The sequence below is a fragment of the Rhizobium sp. BK650 genome (assembly GCF_014195325.1).
Classification (GTDB): Bacteria; Pseudomonadota; Alphaproteobacteria; order Rhizobiales; family Rhizobiaceae; genus Rhizobium.
In genome coordinates, this window is sequence record NZ_JACIBK010000010.1 from 142,879 (window position 1) to 164,212 (window position 21,334).

Sequence of the window (21,334 nt, forward strand, 5' to 3'; positions counted from 1 at the left end):
GACCCCATGAGCTACCACAATCCATATACGCCGCCACGCAAGTCGGCCACCTTCGACGATCATACGCTCGCAGAAATCCGCCGTGCGGCGGCGACTGGCATCTACGATATCCGCGGCGGCGGCACCAAGCGCAAGGTACCGCATTTCGATGATCTTCTGTTCCTCGGCGCTTCGATCTCACGCTATCCGCTCGAAGGCTATCGCGAGAAATGCGACACTACCGTTGTCCTCGGCAGCCGTTTCGCCAAGAAGCCGATCACGTTGAAGACCCCGATCACCATCGCCGGCATGAGCTTCGGGGCGCTCTCGGGCAATGCCAAGGAAGCGCTTGGCCGGGGCGCCACACTTGCCGGCACGTCGACCACGACAGGCGACGGTGGCATGACCGACGAGGAGCGCGGCCATTCGCAGACACTGGTCTATCAGTATCTCCCCTCGCGCTACGGCATGAACCCAAAGGATCTGCGTCGCGCCGATGCGATCGAAGTGGTCGTCGGGCAAGGCGCAAAGCCCGGCGGCGGTGGCATGCTGCTCGGCCAGAAAATCTCCGATCGCGTCGCCAACATGCGCAACCTGCCGAAGGGCATCGACCAGCGCTCGGCCTGCCGTCATCCAGACTGGACCGGTCCGGACGATCTTGAAATCAAGATCATGGAATTGCGCGAGATCACTGATTGGGAAAAGCCGATCTACGTCAAGGTCGGCGGAGCGCGGCCCTATTATGACACGGCGCTCGCAGTCAAAGCCGGTGCCGATGTCGTCGTGCTCGATGGCATGCAGGGTGGGACGGCTGCGACGCAGGACGTCTTCATCGAGAATGTCGGCATGCCGACGCTTGCCTGTATTCGACCTGCCGTCCAGGCGCTGCAGGATCTCGGCATGCATCGTCAGGTGCAGCTCATCATTTCCGGCGGCATCCGCTCCGGCGCGGATGTGGCAAAGGCGCTAGCGCTTGGCGCGGATGCGGTCGCCATCGGCACCGCGGCGCTGGTCGCGATTGGCGACAACGATCCGAAGTGGGAGGAAGAGTATCAGAAACTCGGCACGACGGCCGGCGCCTATGATGACTGGCACGAGGGCAGGGATCCGGCTGGTATCACCACGCAGGACCCGGAGCTTGCCAAGCGCCTCGATCCGGTTGCGGCCGGCCGGCGCCTTGCCAACTATCTCAAGGTGATGACGCTGGAGGCGCAGACGATCGCGCGCGCTTGCGGCAAGAACCACCTGCACAACCTGGAGCCCGAGGACCTGTGCGCGCTGACGATGGAAGCTGCCGCCATGGCGCAGATTCCGCTTGCCGGCACCAACTGGTACCCGGGCAAGGGAGGCTTTTAACATTCCGAACGGGCCGAAGGCCCGGGCGCTGCACGCATCATCGAAGTGTCTCGAAGAAATCCAAAGGGGAACGAGAATGACACTGGATCTTGCTGCCTTTGCAAAAGACAAGGGCATCAAATATTTCATGATCAGTTACACAGATCTTTTTTCCGGTCAGCGCGCCAAGCTGGTGCCGGCCCAGGCGATTGCCGGGATGCAGGAAGAGGGGGCCGGCTTTGCCGGCTTTGCGACCTGGCTCGACATGACACCCGCCCATCCCGATCTTTTCGCCGTACCTGATGCCTCCTCCGTCATCCAGCTTCCCTGGAAGAAGGACGTCGCCTGGGTCGCCGCCGATTGCATGATGGATGGCACGCTCGTGGCGCAGGCGCCACGCAATGTGCTGAAGAAGCTCGTCAATAAAGCCGAAGCGGCGGGCAAGCGGGTCAAGACCGGCGTCGAGGCCGAATTTTTCCTGATCACCGCCGATGGCGAACAGATATCCGATGGCCGCGATACGGCCGAGAAGCCCTGTTACGACCAGCAGGCCGTCATGCGCCGCTACGACGTCATTGCCGAAATTTGCGACTATATGCTGGAGCTCGGCTGGGGCGCCTATCAGAACGACCACGAGGATGCCAACGGCCAGTTTGAGATGAACTGGGAATTCGATGACGCACTGAAGACCGCCGACAAGCATTCCTTCTTCAAGTTCATGGTTAAATCGATCGCCGAAAAGCATGGGCTTCGCGCTACCTTCATGCCGAAGCCCTTCAAGGGCCTGACCGGTAACGGCTGCCATTGCCATATCTCGGTCTGGGACAATGATGGCAAGGTCAACGTCTTCGCCGACAAGACAGCCGAATTCGGCCTGTCGGCGGAAGGCAGGCACTTTCTCGGCGGTATCATGAAGCACGCTTCTGCGCTTGCCGCGATCACCAATCCGACCGTCAACTCCTACAAGCGCATCAACGCGCCGCGCACGACCTCGGGTGCCACATGGTCGCCGAACACGGTAACCTGGACCGGCAACAACCGCACCCACATGGTGCGCGTGCCGGGACCTGGCCGCTTCGAGCTGCGCCTGCCTGATGGTGCGGTCAACCCCTACTTGCTGCAGGCGATCATCATCGCCGCCGGCCTCGATGGGATCGAGGATCGGGCCGACCCAGGGCCGCACTACGATATCGACATGTATGCCGAAGGTCATCTCGTGAAGGATGCGCCGCGTCTGCCGCTGAACCTGCTCGATGCGCTGCGCGCCTACGATGCCGATAAGGGTCTGAAGGCTGCGATCGGAACCGAGTTCTCCGCCGCGTATCTCAAGCTCAAGCACCAGGAATGGAATGCCTTCTGCTCGCATTTCACCCAGTGGGAACGCGAAAGCACACTCGATATCTGAGCCGACCGATTGCGGTTTTGACATCATGCGCCTGCGGGCCGGAGCATCAACGCACCGGCCCGGCTGATGGCCTATGCGTCAAGTGACGAAGGAAGAGATGGCATGAAGAGCTACGTACTGACGGTATCCTGCAAGTCGACGCGCGGCATCGTTGCGGCGATTTCGGGTTATCTCGCCGAACAGGGCTGCAACATCGTCGACAGCTCGCAATTCGACGATCTGGACACCGGCCAGTTCTTCATGCGCGTCTCCTTCATGTCCGAAGAAGGCATTTCCGAGGCCGATATCCGCGCCGGTTTCACCAGCATCGCGACGCGCTTCGGCATGGCTTACGATTTCCATGACAGCGAAAAGCGCATGAGGGTGCTGCTCATGGTGTCGCGCTTCGGCCATTGCCTCAACGACCTGCTCTATCGCTGGAAGATCGGCGCCCTGCCGATCGATATCGTCGGCGTTGTCTCAAACCATTTCGATTACCAGAAGGTCGTGGTCAACCACGACATTCCCTTCCACCATATTCCCGTCACCAAGGCCAACAAGGTGCAGGCGGAAGCCCATATCATGGACGTGGCTGAGCAGACCGGCACGGAACTGATCGTACTGGCCCGCTACATGCAGATCCTGTCAGACGAGATGTGCCAGAAAATGTCGGGCCGGATCATCAACATCCACCACTCCTTCCTGCCGAGCTTCAAAGGCGCCAACCCTTACAAGCAGGCCTATCAACGTGGTGTGAAGCTGATCGGCGCGACGGCGCATTATGTGACGGCCGATCTCGACGAAGGCCCGATCATCGAGCAGGACACAGCTCGCATCACCCATGCGCAGAGCGCCGAGGATTACGTCTCGATTGGCCGCGATGTTGAAAGCCAGGTGCTGGCGCGCGCCATCCACGCTCATATTCACCACCGTACCTTCATCAATGGCAATCGCACCGTCGTTTTCCCGGCAAGTCCGGGCAGCTACGCTTCCGAGCGCATGGGCTGAGCCATGGTCGACGTCATCGATGGCAAGCAGGTTGCCGCTTCCGTAATCGAAACCGTGAAATCGGCAAATGCTGCGCTGGAAGCCGCCAAAGGCGTCCAGACGGGCCTTGCTGTCATCATCGTCGGCGACGATCCGGCCAGCCACACCTACGTCAGCTCCAAGAGCCGCATGGCCAAGGAATGCGGCTTCAAATCCGTCCAGCACACGCTTCCCGTCGAGACGACGCAAGAGGAGCTTGCAGCGCTCGTGGCCTCGCTCAATGCCGATCCTTCGATCCACGGCATCCTCGTGCAGCTGCCGCTGCCGAGACATCTCGACAGCGAGCCGATCATCCAGTCGATCCTGCCGGAGAAGGATGTCGATGGCTTGAGTGTCGTCAATGCCGGCAAGCTCGCGACCGGCGACCTGAAAACGGGCCTCGTTTCCTGCACGCCGGCCGGTGCCATGGTTTTCGTTCGCCGCACGCATGGCGAAGACCTTTCCGGTCTCAACGCCGTCGTTATCGGCCGTTCCAATCTCTTCGGCAAGCCGATGGCTCAGCTTCTGCTGAACGCCAATGCGACGGTTACCATCGCTCATTCGCGCACGAAGAACCTCGCTGAAATCTGCCGCAACGCCGATATCCTCGTCGCTGCCGTCGGCCGTCCGGAAATGGTCAAGGCTGACTGGGTGAAACCAGGTGCAACCGTCATCGATGTCGGCATCAATCGTATCGATGCGCCGGAGCGGGGCGAGGGCAAGACCCGCCTCGTGGGAGATGTGGCTTTCGCCGAGGTCTCTCCGGTTGCTGCCGTCATCACGCCGGTTCCCGGCGGCGTCGGCCCTATGACGATCGCCATGCTGATGGCCAATACCCTTATTGCCGCCCATCGCTCGGCAGGGCTGACGGCGCCGATATTCTCGTAGAAATGCCGTTGGGACAGCCGACAAAAATCACCGGGATCGGCTTGCCACAACGTGAAAGACGAATATAGTCAGGAAATAATTATTCCGTAGAGGAAATAAGAGGGAACGGAAATGGCATTATCTTGGCGTTTCTCCGCCTTGGCGGATCGGCATCGCGCTCTCGGATCGCAACTTGAGGACTGGAGCGGCATGGGAACCGCCTGGACCTACGAGAAGGACATGTCGGACGAACATGTCGCAGTCCGTACCAAGGCCGGCATCATGGATGTCTCAGGCCTGAAGAAGGTGCATCTGGTCGGCCCGCACGCGATCGCTGTCCTCGACTACATCACCACCCGCGACATGACGAAGATCTATCCCGGCCGCTCGGTCTACGCGACCATGCTGAACGACCGCGGTCACTTCGCCGACGATTGCATCGTCTACCGCACCGGCCCGAATTCTTGGATGCTGGTACACGGCTCCGGCTCCGGCCATGAGGAGGTCGTCAAGCAGGCGGCCGGCCGCAATTGCGCCGTGCTGTTCGACGATGACCTGCATGACCTGTCGCTGCAGGGGCCACTCGCGGTCGACTACCTCGCCAAATATGTGCCCGGCATCCGCGACCTCAAATATTTCCATCACATGCAGACGACCCTGTTCGGCGCTCCGGTCATGATCTCGCGCACCGGCTATACCGGCGAGCGCGGCTACGAGATCTTCGTGCGCGGCCAGGATGCCGTCATGGTCTGGGATCGTATCGTCGCGGAAGGTGCCGATATGGGCATCATCCCCTGCTGCTTCTCGGTGCTCGACATGCTGCGCGTCGAAAGCTACCTGCTCTTCTATCCCTACGACAATTCACAGATGTATCCCTTTGCCGATCAGCCGCCCGGCGACAGCCTGTGGGAACTCGGCCTCGATTTCACGGTCAGCCCGGGCAAGACAGGCTTCCGCGGTGCCGAGGAACATGCGCGGCTGAAGGGCAAGGAACGCTTCAAGATCTTCGGCATGCTGATCGATGCCGATGGTCCGGCCGATCTCGGCGACGAAGTCTATGCCGACGGAAAGAAGGTCGGCGTCATCACTTGCCCGAGCTATTCCGCGCTGACGAAGAAGTCGATGGCGATCGCCCGTCTCGACGTCGACAAGGCCGTCCAGGGTGCGAAGCTCGAGGTGCTCGGCAAGACCCTGAAGACCAGCGCGATTGCGCATGCGCTGCCCTTCGACGATCCGGAAAAGAAGAAGAGGACGGCGGTCGGCTAAGGAGGCGCAGGCATGCTTGTCGAAGGCATCAAGAGCCGGCCGGTCTATAAGGGTCTCACAATCCAGCCGCGCGCCCGGCATCATATTTTCGCTCTGGAGGGGGAGGGGGCACATGCACTCCTCGACCAGCAAGCAGCGCTTGACGCAGGCATTCTTTCCCGCAGCGAGATTCTATATGTCGCTCGCGGTTCACAAGGAACCGGTCATGACGAGGCGCTTCGCCATCTCGGCCCCGACATGTTCTTCATCGCCCCGACGATTGCTACCCTGCTTTTTCGATTGAAGGGGTCGCTGGCGACCGCCCGCATGGGAACGAGGCTCTATATATCGGGCACTGAGGGTTTCATCGGCCAAGCGATGATGGTCGCCCTCGACCATGGCATGGACCACGCCTCGATCATGACGGAACATCGAGGGTCGCTCGCGCGGCGGGTGCAATGCGTCCATTGCAAGGGCATTACCGACAGCGTCACGCATAGTCCCTTCACCTGCAGCCATTGCGGTTTGTCGCTCCTGGTACGCGATCACTATTCCCGCCGCCTCGGTGCATTCCAGGGCGTCAATATCGACGCCGAGGAGCCCGGCAGCGCCCCAGATCCGGAGGAATTGTTCCTGTGAGCGGTGGTACAGAAATTCCCGTCCGCGTGACGAAGGTGACGCCGGTCGCCGAGCGCATCAAGCGCTTCCGCTTCGAACGCCTCGATGGCCGGCCGATGCCCTATTTTTCCGGTGGCGCTCATGTCGTCGTCTCGATGAATGACGAAGGCCATATGCGGCGCAACGCCTATTCGCTGATGTCGCCGCCGCAGGATTGCTCGGCCTATGAGATCAGCGTGCTGCATGTCGAGAATTCTCGCGGCGGCTCGACCTTCATGCACGAGAAGGTGCGCGAGGGGGACGAGATGAAAGTCTCCTATCCGGTCAACCTATTTCAGCCGGACTGGCGCGCCCGCAAGCACCTCATGATCGCTGGCGGGATCGGTATCACGCCCTTCATCGCTATGATGGAGCAGTTCTCCCGAGAGGGTGCCAATTTCGAGTTGCATTATGCTGTGCGCTCCCACGACCGCGGCGCTTATTGCCGGGAACTGGTGGACCGCTACAGTTCGCATCGGGTGAAGATCTATTGCGATGCGGAGAGCGACTTCATTCCTGTTGCCCGCCTGCTCGACAGCCAGCCGCTGGGCACGCACCTTTATGTCTGCGGCCCCTCTGGCATGATCGACGGCGTTCTGAGGGCCGGCCTTGAGGCCGGTTGGCCGGAGCAGAACCTGCATTCGGAACGCTTCCTGTCGTCTCAGCCAGGCAAGCCCTTCAACGTAGAGCTGCTGCGGTCGGAAAAGACGGTTCATGTCGGCCATCACGAGAGCATGCTCGAGGCGATTGAAGCGGCGGGCGTTGATGCGCCCTTCCTCTGTCGGGGCGGGGCCTGCGGCCAATGCGAGACCGCGGTTGCCGCCTGCGAAGGCCGGCTTCTGCATCACGACGTCTATCTGAGCGATGAAGAGAAGGCCTCCGGCCGGAAGGTGATGATCTGTGTATCCCGCTTCGAGGGAAACAGGCTCAGCCTCGACCTCTAGGCATCAAGGCGGAACAAGGAGAACGGACATGGCTATCGTCTTCAGACAGGAAACCTTCCGCGACGATTTCACCTATCGTAACAGCCCGGAAAACATCCGACGGTTTCCGTTCCCCTTCGATCGCGACGAATACATGTATTCGGTCAACATGGAGCCGCATGTGAAGGGGCGACGGGGCACCGTGTTCGAAAGCCTCATCGATGTCGACGAGCATTACGTCGCCGAGATGCAGGACAGGGCGCTGGTGCTGAAAGAAGATCCGCTGCGCTATCAGGCGCTGCCGCATATGATGACGGCGCAATGGGATACGCTGGAACTCCTGATGGAGGAGCAGGCTGCTGGCTATCCCGAGCATTTCACGCTGATCAGGAACGGCGACGAGTGGCGCTGGATAAACCGGCCGCTTGGTATCGATGACACATTCACCTTTGGCGATCGTTCGACGCTGCCATATGAGCCGCTCGAATACATCACCCGCCAGGCTCAGGGAGATTTCTGCATCGTCGACCAGCGCGACGGCAATCTCTGGATGGATGCCGGCATGGTGACGACCCAGGCCGACTGGTCACTCGATTTCGATATCGGCATGAATTTCATGGAATGGCACGGTCCGGTGCCGCTCGCCCACCAGATCGGCGTCTTCGACAGGGCGCTTAAGTTCCTCCTGAACCTGCAGCAGGGCAAGCCGACGCGCCGTTTCAACTGGACGATGACCATCAATCCCAGGCTGGATACCAGCCCGGAGAACTATCACAAATGGGGTCCGGATCGTACGACGGTGACATCGGAGAACGTCGGCGAGAAGGTGCATCTTCGCGTCGAGCTGCAGAGCCTCTGGCGCCTGCCGCGCTCGAACGCCATCCTCTTCGTCATCCGTTGCTACCTGATGAATATGAAGGAGCTGGTGACAGTGCCGAAATGGGCGCGCCGCTTTCCCCGCGTCCTGAAAACCCTGCCGGCGGAACTCGTCGACTACAAGGGACTGACCCGCTACCGCGAGACGACAATCGATTGGCTGTCCAGATATGATGACGGGGCGGCGACAAGCCCCGGTATCTTTCCGGACTGATGCCAGGCGGATGGCGAACGACTGCAAGAGATAAAAACGTCGATACAATCGAAAGGGGAATGCTTCATGACAAGAGTTGCCGTCATCGGCGCCGGCCCTTCCGGGCTTGCACAGTTGCGGGCCTTCCAGTCCGCCGCACAGAAGGGTGCGGAGATCCCGGAGATCGTCTGCTTCGAAAAGCAGTCCGACTGGGGCGGGCTCTGGAACTATACCTGGCGCACCGGGCTCGACGAATACGGCGAGCCGGTTCACGGCAGCATGTATCGTTATCTCTGGTCGAACGGACCGAAGGAATGCCTGGAATTTGCCGACTATTCCTTCGAGGAGCATTTCGGCAAGCCGATCGCCTCCTATCCGCCGCGCGCCGTACTCTGGGATTACATCAAGGGCCGCGTCGAGAAGGCGAATGTCCGCCATTGGGTGCGCTTCAATACGCCGGTTCGCATGGTCCGTTTCGATGAAGGCACGAAGAAATTCACGGTCACCGCGCACAACCGCCTCGAAGATCACATGTATGATGAGGAATTCGACTATGTCGTGGTGGCGAGCGGCCACTTCTCGACCCCGAACGTGCCCTATTTCGAGGGCGTGAAGACCTTCAATGGCCGCGTCCTGCATGCCCATGACTTTCGCGATGCGCTTGAATTCAAGGGCAAGGATATTCTCATCGTCGGCCGCAGCTACTCGGCCGAGGATATCGGTTCACAGTGCTGGAAATATGGCGCCAAGTCGGTCACCACGAGCTATCGGTCGAAGCCAATGGGTTTCAACTGGCCGGATAATTTCGAAGAACGGCCGCTGCTCACCAGACTCGAAAACCGTACCGCTCATTTCCTCGATGGTTCGACGAAGGAAGTGGATGCGCTGATCCTGTGTACCGGATACCAGCACCATTTCCCCTTCCTGCCTGACGATCTCCGGCTCAAAACCGCCAACCGCCTCTGGGCCGATCATCTCTACAAGGGCGTGGTCTTCGACGGGAATCCCCAGCTTTTCTATATCGGCATGCAGGATCAATTCTATACCTTCAACATGTTCGATGTGCAGGCCTGGTGGGCGCGCGATGTCATCATGGGCCGCATCAAATTGCCATCGGAAGAGGAACTGAAGGCGAATTTCGACATGTGGCGAGCCCGCGAGGAGACGCTCGAGGACGCCGAGCAGATGATCTGGTACCAGGGCGACTATGTGAAGGAACTGCTCGCCGAAACCGACTATCCAAGATTCGACATCGAAGGAACCAACAGGACCTTCATGGAGTGGGAACACCACAAGGCGGAAAATATCATGGGCTTCCGCGATCACGCCTATCGGTCGCTGATGACCGGCAACATGTCGCCGACGCACCACACGCCTTGGGTCAAGGCGCTCGACGATTCCATGGAGGAATATCTGCGCAACTGATCTCACCCAAGTTCCCGCGTAACCGAGAAAGGGTCGTCCGTCGCGGCCCTTTGCGGCATATTTGAAATGAGACAAAGCAACCCGATCTGCAACTCATTTTCTCGAGGCGTGGTCTTCATGGATTTTCAGAGCAGTGTTCTCGGCCGCATGAGTGGTTTTCTCTATCGCTGCCGCGCGGACGAAAACTACACGATGCTGGAGATGACCGATGGCATCGAACGCATCTTCGGCTATCAAGCAGAAGAGATTATCGGCAACACGACACGCACCTTCACCTCGATCATGTGCGAGGAGGACGTGCCGTTGATGGACAAGGTCGTTGGTATCGCGCTGGAAAGCCGCACTGACTGGACGATGGAATATCGTATCCGCCACCGTGACGGACATTATGTCTGGGTGACGGAGACGGGCGGAGGCGTCTGGGGCGAAAATGGCGAGCTGCTCTATCTCGAGGGCAGCATCATCAACATCGAGTCGCTCTACCAGCGCATCGACCAACAGACTGCGGGTATGCGCATTACTGCCTCGAAGACCAACGAGATCCTGCACTCGCTGCGCTACCTGAAGCTGCTTGCCGTTAATGCCGGCATTGAGGCGGCAAGGGCGGGCACAGCGGGATCCGGCTTCGCCGTGCTCGCCGCTGAGATGCGCCAGCTCGCCAATTCCTCCGAAGAGGCCGCAAGGGCGATCACCAGCGCCCAGCGCAGGGCGGAATAAAGGTTTTTACGAACGCGGTCGGGTCTTCTGAGGGTCGTAGTGTGACAGAGGCACCACCACCGCCGGCAGGCGCTTCTGCTGGCCGTCGAGCTTGCCGATCTCGACCTCAGTGCCAACGCCAGCATGGGTCACGTCAATGCGGGCGAGTGCGATCGTCTTGCCAAGGATCGGAGAGCGCGTCGCGCTGGTGACGACGCCGATCTGGGCGCGGCCGACATGGATGCAATCACCGTGGCCGACCGCCTCGTTCGCCTGCACGTCCAGGCCGACCATCAGGTGGCGCGGATGCTCCTTGCGACGCAGGAGCGCTTCGCGGCCGATGAAATCGTCCTGCTTAGATTTCAACGGCACGGTAAAACCAATGCCGGCCTCGAAGGGATCGGTCTTGTCGTCGAATTCATGATGGGCGAAGACCAGGCCTGCCTCGATGCGGACCATGTCGAGCGCTTCCAGCCCCATCGGCTTCAGCCCGTAGGGCTCGCCGGCCTGCCAGACGGCATCGAAGACGGTCAACGCATCCTTCGGATGACAGAAAATCTCGTAACCCAGCTCGCCAGTATAGCCGGTGCGCGAGACGACGACCGGAGCTCCTTCGAAGCCGCCGATACGCCCGACGGTGAAGCGGAACCATTCAAGCTCGCCGATATCGGGCTGGCGCGGCGCCGTCCAGATGATCTCCTTGAGGATGTCGCGGCTCTTTGGTCCTTGCAGGGCAATATTGTGCATCTGGTCTGTCGAAGATCGCACCCAGGCCTTGAAGCCCTTCTTCTCGGCCTGTTCGCGCAGCCATATGCCGCTGTAATCGTCGCCGCCGATCCAGCGGAAATTCTTGTCGCCGAGGCGAAAGAGCGTTCCGTCGTCGATCATGCCGCCGTGCTCGTAGCACATGGCGCAATAGACGACCTGTCCGGTCGACAGCTTGCGCACGTCGCGCGTCAGGCAGTATTGCAGCAATTCCTCCGCATCAGGGCCTGTGACTTCGAATTTGCGCAACGGCGAGAGGTCAATGACAGCCGCCCTTTCGCGGCAGGCCCAATATTCTTCGACCGGTCCCTCGGACGAGAAGCGGTTCGGCAGCCAGAAGCCGCGATATTCGGTGTAATCGCGCGTCATGGTGGAAAGGCGCGGGTGAAATGCGGTTTCCCGCGTCAATTCGGGTTCGGCGTCAGGGGTCATGCGATAGGCCACCGCTCGTGTGAATTTTTCTTTGCCGGAAAAGGTGCGCACGTGGATGTCGGTCGGGTCCCAGCCATTTGCCGCATCGACATCGTCGGGGCAAGAGGAGGAGACGCAGACGAGATCCGTCAGGGCGCGCATCAGGACGTAGTCGCCGGGCCTGGACCAGGGTTCGTCGAGATAGAGCTGGTTGTTGTGGTCGATATTGGTGTTGTAGAAGTAGTTGAGCGCCTCCCAGCCCTTTCGGCCGGCAATGCCATAAGGCGCAAGTGCTGCATTGAAATTATCGGTGCAATTGATATGGCCGGGGTAGCCCATGTCGTCATAGTAGCGGGAATTGCAGGCGGTGGCGAAGGCATCATGGCGGCCGACCGTGTCCTGCACGATTTCCACCAACGGTTCGAAATCACGGTCGAAGGCCTTGGACGGCAGGCCGGGTGTCGGATAGCTGCGACCGAGCAGGGTGCGAGTGACGGTGGAATCGAGCGCAAGGTCGAGCCCCTTGTCGACCTTGCGGGCCGAGAACGCCTGAAAGTCCGTACACTGCCGGCCATAGACATCGATGATCTGAATATACTCGCCGGCGCGGACGAAATAGGCCGAGGCGGTTGCCGCTTTGATGCGGATGTCTTCGATCGGATCGGCGAGCGGTTCCGGCAGAGCGGACCTATAGTCTCGCAGGACTGTCGCCCGGCGAATTCTGAGTTCCAAGGGCGTTGCCGTGTCCTGCATTTCCGGCGACATGGCCGTTGCCGGCGCGCAGGCGACAAGCAAGCCTTTGCCCGCGATGGTGAATTCCGCCGCACTGCCCGCTGGCGACGACGCGCCGAAGAGGCGAAGCGCCGACGCAGAGGCCAAGTCGGCCCCACGCCGCTCCAGCGCTCTGCGGACGCGAGCCGCACTTTCATCCGGAGAGGCAAGAACCGCTTTCAGACCTATGGCTTCGCCGGTGAATCCCGATCCCAATCCTGCGGATTGAAAGCGGCCTTTCTCGTCAAGAAAGGTCAGCTCGCAGGGCTGTCCGCCTTCGCTATCCGTCACGCAGATCCGATCACCGGGCGCGACGCGCAGGACCAGTGATCCGCCGCCCTTGCAGCGATAGCGTTCGATATTTCGCGACAAGGCCGGAATGCCCGGATAGTGGACAATGCTCGCCGAAATCGGCCGTATTCCGGCTGTCGGCGGGTAGAGATCTCGCATCAGGCCCTCTCGGGAAATGACGTCCGTCAGGACACAGGATTATGCTGACAAAATGCCATCGCAAAGTAAAGGGATATTGACTAAAAAGAAAATATCTTCACTATGTATAAAGGGCGTGCATCCGGAAATCCGCGCAAAGACTCGGCTCATGAAAAGCTCCAGCAAGCCCCGCAATGCCATGGGAGGCACGTTCAGGGAGACGTACGAAGATACGTCCGGAACAAAGATGGGGAATATCACCGATGACGGATATTGTGGACGCTGGCACCTCTGTCGGCACCGAAGGTAAACTTATACGCGCGCTTGACTGGAAGGGTGCGTTCTGGGTGGCAGCCGGCGTGCCGCCACTTGTTCTATTCTCCATCGGCGGCATTGCCGGGACGACTGGCAAGCTTGCCTTCGTCGTCTGGATCATTTCGATGGTCATGGGGTTCCTGCAATCCTTCACGTATGCGGAAATCGCAGGAATGTTCGGCAACAAGTCCGGCGGCGCCTCGGTCTATGGCGCAACCGCCTGGCTGCGTTACTCGAAGTTCATCGCGCCGCTTTCGGTCTGGTGCAACTGGTTTGCCTGGTCGCCGGTGCTCTCGCTCGGCTGCGCCATCGCCGCCGGATATATTCTCAACGCCTTTTTTCCGATCCCGGCGGCGGATTCGCAGGCGGTCCTCGACTGGATCAGCGCACATGCCGCGTCGATCACGGCCGATAGTCCGCGGGTCGCCGAATATATCGCAGCGCATGCTGGCACGTCGCCCGAAGATGCGGTCAAGGCCTTACTCAGCGCCGACGGCGTTGCCGCATTCACGCCGGCGATCCGCAGCTGGTCGCTCCTCAGCTTCAGCATTCCTTTCCTCGCGACCGCCAACATCAACGCCACCTTCTTCATCGGCGGCATCCTGATGCTGATCATCTTCGCTATCCAACATCGCGGCATTTCGGAGACGGCGAGCGTACAGAAATGGCTCGCGATCATCGTTCTCGTGCCGCTGCTGATCATTGGCGTCTATCCGATCGTCAGCGGCCAGATCCTTGCCTCCAACGTCACCGGTCTCGTGCCGCCGACAGCCGCTTATGCCGCCGCCGACGGCACCTGGAGCAATGGTGGCTGGACGCTTTTTCTCGGCGGTCTCTATATCGCCGCCTGGTCGACCTACGGCTTCGAAACGGCCGTCTGCTATACGCGCGAACTGAAGAACCCGAAGACCGATACGTTCAAGGCGATCTTCTATTCCGGCCTCGTTTGCTGCCTGTTCTTTTTCCTCGTGCCCTTTGCCTTCCAGGGCGTGCTCGGGCATGCCGGCATGCTGGCACCCGGTATCGTCGACGGCACGGGTGTCGCCGAAGCGCTTGGCGGTCTGATCGGCGCCGGCCGCGTCTTTACCCAGCTCCTCGTCATCTTGATGATCCTGGCGCTGTTCCTTGCCATCATGACGGCGATGGCCGGCTCTTCGCGCACGCTCTATCAGGGCTCGAAAGACGGCTGGCTGCCGAAATATCTCGATCATGTGAACGAGAACGGCGCGCCGACCAGGGCCATGTGGACGGACTTCGCCTTCAACCTCGGCCTCCTGGCCATCGCGTCTGATGCAAGCGGCTATTTCTTCGTGCTTGCCGTCTCCAACGTCGGCTATATCATCTTCAATTTTTTGAACCTCAACTCCGGCTGGATCCACCGCATCGATTCCGGTCACGTCGAGCGTCCATGGAAGGCGCCGAGCTGGCTGATCGGCCTCAACACTATCCTTGCTTTCGTCAACGCTCTCTTCCTCGGAGCCGGCGCGAAGGTCTGGGGTTACACCAACGCGCTCTGGGTTGGCTTTGCCTTTGCAGCCCTGATCCTGCCGGTCTTTGCTTATCGCCACTATGTGCGCGATGGCGGCCAGTTCCCGGCCGGGGCCATGGAAGATCTCGGCTTGATCGGTCAGGACCTCGGTGTCAAGAAGGCGGGCATGCTGCCCTACCTCGCGCTTGCTGGCGGTCTCGCCATCGCGTTGATTGCCAACTGGGCCTTTCAATTACCGTCTTAAGGCGGGGTTCGGCTATCGGCCACGCTCTTCCTGCCGCTGAAAGCTGCGGCAGGAGTTTTTAAAGAACCAGTCATTTCGCATCGTGCTCCGTGCCTTCGCGGTTCGACGAGTTGAGCGCGCTGGCCTCCTTCCGAAACACCATTGGGCTCGCTCAGTAGGCGTCGCGGCCGATGCGATTTTCGAGAAACATGCAGGCCTCGCGCACCCAGAAGACTCCTGCCGTCGCGCCGGCACCTAGCAACCCCAGCGCAAAGCAGCGGTTGAAATGGGCGAATCCCACAGCGAAAACTCCTCGTCGCTGAGGAAAGCGAGCGTCACCGAAAGGCCCTGCATGTCGAGCGACGTGGCATAAGTGCCGACAAGCGAGCGTTCGATCCGCAGGTCGTGCTCGCAAAGGAAGTCGCGAACAATATTATAGGCGAGATAGAGTTCGGCTGGTGGCGTGCCGCCAAGCCCGTTGACGAGCAGCAGTCCTTTGTCCGTGGCCTGCTTGATGTCGTCGACGATTGCCTCGCATAGACGTCTGACGATCGTGTCGGCGTTGGCAAAGGGCTGTCTTGAATAGCCCGGCTCTCCATGAATGCCGACGCCCATTTCGATCTCGCTCGATCCGAGTGTGAATGTTGGACGCTGCGTGTGCGGCACCGTCACTCCAGTGAGCGCGACACCCATCGATCGAATGCGCGGCGAGAGGCTGTCGCCGATGGCTTTCAGTTCGGCGAGCGAGGCGCCCCGCTCGGCTGCCGCGCCCAGAAGCCTTTCTGTAATAACCGTGCCGGCAACGCCGCGTCGCCCACGACCGTCGCCGGCTCTCACGGTTTCGATGTCATCGCAGGCAAGAACCATTTCAATTCTGTGCTGGCCAGCCGCCATCTCTGCCGCAATTTCGAAGTTCATCACGTCGCCGTCATAGTTCTTCACGACCAGCAGGCAACCGGCACCCGTATCCGTCTCCTCAATCGCGCTGACGATCTGACTTGGCGTCGGAGACGTGAAAATATGCCCGACACAGGCCGCATCGAGCATGCCGCGACCCACAAAGCCGATGTGCATTGGCTCGTGGCCTGCGCCGCCGCCGGAGATGATTGCAACCTTGCCGGGGACCAGGTGACGACGGCGTATGCATTTGCGCTCGACGCCGAACGCAACGAATTCCTCATGAGCGCGCACGAAGCCTTCGATGCTTTCGGCGACCATGGTCTCCGCCGTATTCATGAATTTCTTCATCAAGCCCCTCCCAAGGCGATGATCATCTCAGTCTTGTCGCTCCATATGCAAGCTCCAGTTCACTCGAGCGGTCCGGAAAGTGCGACAATCTTCAGCACAAGATCTGCGATTGCCTCCTCCAGCAGCCGGTTGCGTCGCTCGTCACCGAAATCAGGGACCATCAGCGAAAGATGTCGCAGCTTTTCCGAAGCGCCAAGCTCCGGCAGCTTGCCGGGATGGGCGGCCTGGTAGGCAAGCAGAAAACGCTCCTGTTCGGCGCCGCTGAAATGGCATACCCGGAAAATCGTCGCGAGATGCCTGGCGGGAAGCGGTGTCGCGTATGCCGGGCTTGTTATCTGCGTGACGAAGCTTCGATGTTTACCGAGTTCAGTGGCCAGTCGCTGGCGTGTTCCGGACGGCCGGTTGTCGATGATTTGGGCCAGGATGGACTTGTAGGCGATAATGGCGTCTTCGGTATCTTCGCGCGCCATCTTATTCTCCAGCTGCCTTTGTCCCATCGGCATTCAGACCGACGATTGCCGATCTTATCGCGGGAAGTCGAGCAGGTGCCACGGAAAAATGATGTATGCCCGCGGCAAGCAGATCTGCCGTTCGGGACGGATCGCCGGCCATATCGCCGCAAATGCTGACAGGCTTGGCCCCGGCAAGCTTCACGGCCTGCGACAGCAGGCGCAGCACGGCCGGCACTGCCCGATCCTGATAGAGAGCGAAATCGGCATCCTCGCGTGGCGAAGCCACAAGATATTGCGCAAGGTCGTTTGTGCCGAACGAAAAGAAGTCTGCACTTTCGAACCGGTCGAGCATGAGCGCCGCAGCCGGAACCTCCACCATCATACCGATCGGCGGGATGCGGTGTGGCACGCCCCTGCGCGCGAGCTCGGTTGATTCTTCGCGAAAGATTTCGCGCATATTATCGACATCGGACGGAAAAGTGACCATCGGCAGCATGACGCGTAAACCGCCAAAGATGGCCGTGCGCAAGAGTGCGCGGGCCTGAACGCGGGCAATTTCCGGCCGGGCAAGGAGAAGGCGCACGCCGCGCAACGAGGATGCGTCGGTGAGGCCGGCGAGTGGCTTATCGCCACCGATATCCAACATGCGGATCGTCACCGCTCGGCCATCCGCCCAATCGAGGAGCCGGCGATAGATCGCGAATTGCTTTTCTTCGTTTGCAGCATCACCAAGTGAAGTCACTGCGAATTCGGAGCGCATCAGTCCGATGCCGGCAGCTGTAGCTGCAGGGATCGAATCGACTTCATCGGGAGCGTTGACGTTGATGGACAACAGTACTTGCGAGCCATCAGCCGTGCGCAGACGTCCGTTATCAGCTGACAGTGCCGTGCTTGTCGCGGGACGGTCGGATCGGGCCGGCGTCGTATTCTCCTTAGCGGTCTGAAGGCTGACGACGCCCAAATCGCCATCAACCTCGATATGCTGCCCCCCTTCTATCGCGAATTCACCGGCGCCGATTACCATCGGGATAGACCTGGATCTGGCCAGCAGAGCGACATGGCCGACGGCGCTGCCGCCATAAAGAGCGATACCGCCGCCAGCCGACCAGTCGTGGGCGAGAAAGCGGCTAGGCTCCATGTCCCTGCCGACATAGATGGATCCGGCAGGAAAATCGTCGAGCGACGTTCCTGTGAGGATCGACAGGACGCGGTTCTTGATGTCGAGAATGTCGACGGCGCGCGCCCGCATTTGATCCTCTTCTGAGCATTCCAGCTCAAGTATATATCCGTCGAGTGTCCCGACCCAAGCAAATGCGACGTTCTCGCCTGCATCGATCCGCGTGCCTACCATCTCCGTCAACGTCGGATCCTGGAGGACTTCGATCTGAAATTCGATGATGTCGCCGCTATCGGGATCCGTTTCTGTCACAAGATTCTGTAGTTCACGGGTGGCCGTCCTGATTGCGTCGCCGAGTTCGGCATGCCCGGAAAGACTTGATGGTGGTGACGCGGCGGCGGCCACCGGCTCCGCGACATAGGCCGGCCCGGTTGCAACGCCTGGCGACGCGCTTGTAGCTTTCAATCTAGAAGGCGCGGCCATGCCGCTTTTCCTCATCGAAGTTGCGCTCGACAAGGTCCTTCAATGCACGGATCGCTTCTTCGGCGAGGATTCCATCGGCGCGGATCCTGATGATCGAACCTTTTCGGATCCTCGCCCCCATGATCTTGATGATGCTCTTGCCGTTGAGCCAGGTGTCGCTGCCATTGACCGCGACCTCGATAGAGCAGGGGAAGGATTTTGCCAGCCGGGTGAAGGTGACTGAAGGCCGAGCGTGCAATCCGACACCGTGCTTGACCTCGACCTCGGTCTGGCAACTGGCCTGCACCTGCTCGGCTTCCCGGCTTCCTATGCGCAATCCGCCGTTCATGTGGGTGAAAGCTCCTCTGCCGTTGCAACCACCCTGCTTAGCGGTGCGCCACCCGAAGCCTCGGCCGCTGCAATAACGGCTCCCTCCACGACGGGGGCGTTGCAGATCGATACCTTCTCCGATCGCGGCAAGCCGAGCATTTCGATTGCCATCTCGCTGTTTGTCTCAGCCCCACCCAGATCGACGAAGACGGCGACTCCAGCTTCTGACCAGGCTTCCTCGATGGCCTTGAGAATGCCGCCCGCATCGGTGCCGAGCTCGCCATGATGGTTACCACCGGACCAGGCAAGCGGCACGCTATCGCCAACCATCTGCCGCACCATGTCGGCGGTCCCGCGCGCAACAAGCGGCGAGTGGGAAACGATCACAATCCCAACGTTAGGGGTCTTCCCATTCATGCCGGGCGGTACTCCTCAAGGTAACGGCAGATCGCGGCTGTCAGAAGCGCACAACTCGAAGCTCCCGGATCGACGTGCCCGATTGACCTGTCTCCAAGATAGGAGGCGCGTCCGCGCATGGCTTTCATTGCAGCAGTCTGTTCGGCCGAAAGTGCGGCCTGACGCGCAATATCCGTCAAAGGCACGCGGTGTGCGAGCGCATCCTGGACCGGATACAGGACATCGAGAAGCGTCTTGTCGCCAGCATTCGAGCGGCCGCGGCGCGCGACCGCCTCGATCGCTTGCTTCAGTACCGAGGGGAAATTCTGCGTCTCATCGATTGCGCGGAGCTCACGACCTATCTCCATAAGCAGTGTTCCGTAAAGAGGGCCCGCCGCACCGCCTATGTTCATCAGAAGCGTCAGGCCAATTTTTTCAAGCGCGTCCGGCACGGGAAGGAGCGATACGGAAGCTTCCTCTGCGCCGACCGCCTCGAAGCCGCGCCGCATATTCGTTCCGTGATCGCCATCACCGATCGCACGATCAAGCCCGCAGAGGTGATCGCTATTTGCCGCGATCGTTGCACGGCAAGCTTCGATCAATCCCATCAGAAGTACCGGTTCTGCCTGCACCCAATCCTCCCGGAGCTCGCTCATGCCAGCGATGCCGCCACTACGAACACTCCTGCCACCGCCACGGCGCCTGGATCAGGTACTCCCTCGAGATCTCTTTCGCCGACATAGGAAGCCCGTCCTGCCTTTGCCTTCCGCATCCGCTTTGTCGACTCTGCACCTACCGCGGCTGCCCTCGCGGCGGCTCCGAGATCTCCCGATGCCAGAGCTGCCAATGCCGGAGCGAGCGCGTCGACCATTGTGCGGTCGCCGACGCCAGCTCCTCCATAGAACGTCATCCGATCTAGTCCGGCAAGCAGGGAAGCAGCGATATCTTTGTTTTCCGCCATAGCCTTGGATGCGGCGGTGAAGAAGATCGATAGCAGCACACCACTGGAGCCGCCCATGCTCGTGCTCAAGATCTCGCCAATCGAGGCCATCATGGCGGCAGGATCTTTCAGCGGCAGCGTGTCCATGCGAGAAAGAATGCTGCGGGCGCCCTGCGCGACCGTAGAACCGGTATCACCATCACCGACGCGCCCATCCAGCCGATTGAGCTCTTCCTCGAGGGAAATCAGATGCTGGCAAAGTGCCGTCAGGAGACGACGGCTCTGCTTATCGTCGCTGGCCACTGCTGCTTCATCTTTTGCAATCGCTCTTTCAGGGGCGGGAATGATAGTGATCTCATGCCGCTCGGTCGCGGGCGGCCAGGCGTGCGGAGCAACCGCAGCCTTTAAGGCGGCTTCACGGGCAGCGTCCAGCCGGATTAGCGATAAGGAGAAGCCGTTCATGTTAAGCGCGGTCATCATTGGCGCCGGGCCAATGACAAGCCGCACGTAGCGGCTGATGGGAGACGATAGCACCGCATTGGCGATCACACCCATCTCAAGTGGCGGCACGGCACCGAGGTTGTTAAGCAGCAACGCATGATCCCGCGAACTGTCCAGCTTTGCGGCCAGCCGCTCGGCCATGGTGGCGACAAGCTCGGCAACCGGCTGCAGCGCAATACGCTCGATCCCCGGCTCGCCGTGGATCCCGAGGCCAAGCTCTCCCTCGTCAGCGCCAAGCCGGTCCTCATGCGCCTGACCCGGCGCATTGCAGGTCGATAGGGACATGCCAAGCGAGACGATGTCGCCTGCGGCGGCCGCCGCCTGCGCCGCCACTGTCTTGAGATCAGCGCCGGCCTCGGCGTGGTAGCCGGCGATCTTGTGCACAAATAGCGTACCGGCAACGCCGCGCGGCTGGGTGATGTCAGGGATTGCAATATCGTCGGCAACAATCACCATTTCGACGTCGAAGCCTTCGGCACGCGCCTTCTCGGCGGCAAGGCCGAAGTTCAGACGGTCACCTGTGTAATTCTTGACGATGAGCAGCGCACCCTTAGGGCCTGTTACGGCGCGGATTGCAGTGAGCACCGCATCAACACTTGGCGAAGCAAAGATTTCGCCCGATACCGCTGCTGTGAGCATGCCCTTGCCGACGAAGCCTGCGTGCGAGGGCTCGTGCCCGGCACCACCGCCGGAGATGATTGCGACCCCGGATTTATCCCAGTCCGCACGCAGGATCACTTTGATCTCTGGGAACGTGTCCAGCCGGGCCAGCCGGGTACGAGAGCTCGTCAGGAGCAGTCCGTCCAAGGCTTCGGTGACGATGGTTTCCCGGCGATTGAAGAAATGTTTCATGGAATGAGATCCGTCGTTTATGCCACT

At 60.3% G+C, this 21,334-nt stretch carries 19 protein-coding genes; 11 read left to right on the plus strand and 8 right to left on the minus strand.

The features are described 5' to 3' along the window. Positions 1-6 precede the first annotated feature (6 nt). From FHX15_RS22510 to FHX15_RS22555, 10 genes are all read left to right on the plus strand, one after another. Positions 7-1,335: an FMN-binding glutamate synthase family protein gene (locus tag FHX15_RS22510; RefSeq protein ID WP_184400582.1), complete on the plus strand. Its 1,329-nt coding sequence runs from the start codon at positions 7-9 to the stop codon at positions 1,333-1,335. Positions 1,336-1,411: 76 nt separating this feature from the next. Further along, positions 1,412-2,719 (plus strand): type III glutamate--ammonia ligase, encoded by a 1,308-nt coding sequence (glnT, locus tag FHX15_RS22515; protein ID WP_184400583.1) that lies wholly within the window; start codon positions 1,412-1,414, stop codon positions 2,717-2,719. A gap of 102 nt (positions 2,720-2,821) precedes the next feature. After that, positions 2,822-3,706, plus strand: coding sequence for a formyltetrahydrofolate deformylase (purU, locus tag FHX15_RS22520; protein ID WP_184400584.1), 885 nt, complete (start codon positions 2,822-2,824; stop codon positions 3,704-3,706). A 3-nt stretch (positions 3,707-3,709) separates the two neighbouring features. Beyond that, positions 3,710-4,612 (plus strand): bifunctional methylenetetrahydrofolate dehydrogenase/methenyltetrahydrofolate cyclohydrolase FolD, encoded by a 903-nt coding sequence (folD, locus tag FHX15_RS22525; protein WP_184400585.1) that lies wholly within the window; start codon positions 3,710-3,712, stop codon positions 4,610-4,612. A gap of 111 nt (positions 4,613-4,723) precedes the next feature. After that, positions 4,724-5,857: an aminomethyltransferase family protein gene (locus FHX15_RS22530; protein ID WP_184400586.1), complete on the plus strand. Its 1,134-nt coding sequence runs from the start codon at positions 4,724-4,726 to the stop codon at positions 5,855-5,857. A gap of 12 nt (positions 5,858-5,869) precedes the next feature. Further along, positions 5,870-6,475 carry a dimethylamine monooxygenase subunit DmmA family protein gene (locus FHX15_RS22535; RefSeq protein ID WP_184400587.1) on the plus strand — a complete coding sequence of 202 codons (606 nt, stop codon included), beginning with the start codon at positions 5,870-5,872 and terminating at the stop codon, positions 6,473-6,475. Next, positions 6,472-7,437, plus strand: a complete 966-nt coding sequence (locus FHX15_RS22540; protein WP_184400588.1) for a PDR/VanB family oxidoreductase — start codon at positions 6,472-6,474, stop codon at positions 7,435-7,437. The genes FHX15_RS22535 and FHX15_RS22540 overlap by 4 nt, the downstream gene beginning before the upstream one ends. 28 nt (positions 7,438-7,465) lie before the next feature. Continuing rightward, positions 7,466-8,506: a DUF3445 domain-containing protein gene (locus tag FHX15_RS22545; RefSeq protein ID WP_184400589.1), complete on the plus strand. Its 1,041-nt coding sequence runs from the start codon at positions 7,466-7,468 to the stop codon at positions 8,504-8,506. Between the two features lie 66 nt (positions 8,507-8,572). Next, entirely contained in the window at positions 8,573-9,910 is a 1,338-nt protein-coding gene (locus FHX15_RS22550) for an NAD(P)-binding domain-containing protein (RefSeq protein WP_184400590.1), read from the plus strand. A gap of 117 nt (positions 9,911-10,027) precedes the next feature. Beyond that, the gene (locus tag FHX15_RS22555) at positions 10,028-10,627 is read left to right on the plus strand and encodes a PAS domain-containing protein (protein WP_184400591.1); all 600 of its coding nucleotides are present in this window, start codon (positions 10,028-10,030) and stop codon (positions 10,625-10,627) included. A gap of 6 nt (positions 10,628-10,633) precedes the next feature. On the opposite strand, the gene FHX15_RS22560 is transcribed toward FHX15_RS22555, so the two are convergent. After that, the gene (locus FHX15_RS22560) at positions 10,634-13,003 is read right to left on the minus strand and encodes a DUF1989 domain-containing protein (RefSeq protein WP_184400592.1); all 2,370 of its coding nucleotides are present in this window, start codon (positions 13,001-13,003) and stop codon (positions 10,634-10,636) included. A gap of 242 nt (positions 13,004-13,245) precedes the next feature. Here FHX15_RS22560 and FHX15_RS22565 point away from each other — a divergent pair, with 242 nt between their 5' ends. Next, positions 13,246-15,030, plus strand: a complete 1,785-nt coding sequence (locus tag FHX15_RS22565) for an APC family permease (RefSeq protein ID WP_184400593.1) — start codon at positions 13,246-13,248, stop codon at positions 15,028-15,030. A 234-nt stretch (positions 15,031-15,264) separates the two neighbouring features. On the opposite strand, the gene FHX15_RS22570 is transcribed toward FHX15_RS22565, so the two are convergent. The 7 genes from FHX15_RS22570 to FHX15_RS22600 are packed head-to-tail and all read right to left on the minus strand — an operon-like array spanning position 15,265 to position 21,307. After that, positions 15,265-16,257 (minus strand): dihydroxyacetone kinase subunit DhaK, encoded by a 993-nt coding sequence (locus tag FHX15_RS22570; RefSeq protein ID WP_184400594.1) that lies wholly within the window; start codon positions 16,255-16,257, stop codon positions 15,265-15,267. Positions 16,258-16,316: 59 nt separating this feature from the next. After that, complete coding sequence (locus FHX15_RS22575; protein WP_184400595.1) at positions 16,317-16,727, minus strand: hypothetical protein; 411 nt, start codon at positions 16,725-16,727, stop codon at positions 16,317-16,319. 1 nt (position 16,728) lies between these two features. Next, positions 16,729-18,309 (minus strand): putative PEP-binding protein, encoded by a 1,581-nt coding sequence (locus FHX15_RS22580; RefSeq protein WP_184400596.1) that lies wholly within the window; start codon positions 18,307-18,309, stop codon positions 16,729-16,731. Beyond that, positions 18,293-18,637 carry an HPr family phosphocarrier protein gene (locus FHX15_RS22585; protein ID WP_184400597.1) on the minus strand — a complete coding sequence of 115 codons (345 nt, stop codon included), beginning with the start codon at positions 18,635-18,637 and terminating at the stop codon, positions 18,293-18,295. Before FHX15_RS22585 ends, FHX15_RS22580 begins: the two co-directional genes overlap by 17 nt. Further along, entirely contained in the window at positions 18,634-19,035 is a 402-nt protein-coding gene (gene dhaM, locus FHX15_RS22590; protein WP_184400598.1) for a dihydroxyacetone kinase phosphoryl donor subunit DhaM, read from the minus strand. Before dhaM ends, FHX15_RS22585 begins: the two co-directional genes overlap by 4 nt. Next, positions 19,032-19,670 carry a dihydroxyacetone kinase subunit DhaL gene (gene dhaL, locus FHX15_RS22595; protein WP_184400599.1) on the minus strand — a complete coding sequence of 213 codons (639 nt, stop codon included), beginning with the start codon at positions 19,668-19,670 and terminating at the stop codon, positions 19,032-19,034. The genes dhaM and dhaL overlap by 4 nt, the downstream gene beginning before the upstream one ends. Then, on the minus strand, positions 19,667-21,307 hold the full coding sequence (locus FHX15_RS22600; protein ID WP_184400600.1) for a dihydroxyacetone kinase subunit DhaK: 1,641 nt from the start codon (positions 21,305-21,307) through the stop codon (positions 19,667-19,669). The genes dhaL and FHX15_RS22600 overlap by 4 nt, the downstream gene beginning before the upstream one ends. Positions 21,308-21,334 lie beyond the last annotated feature (27 nt).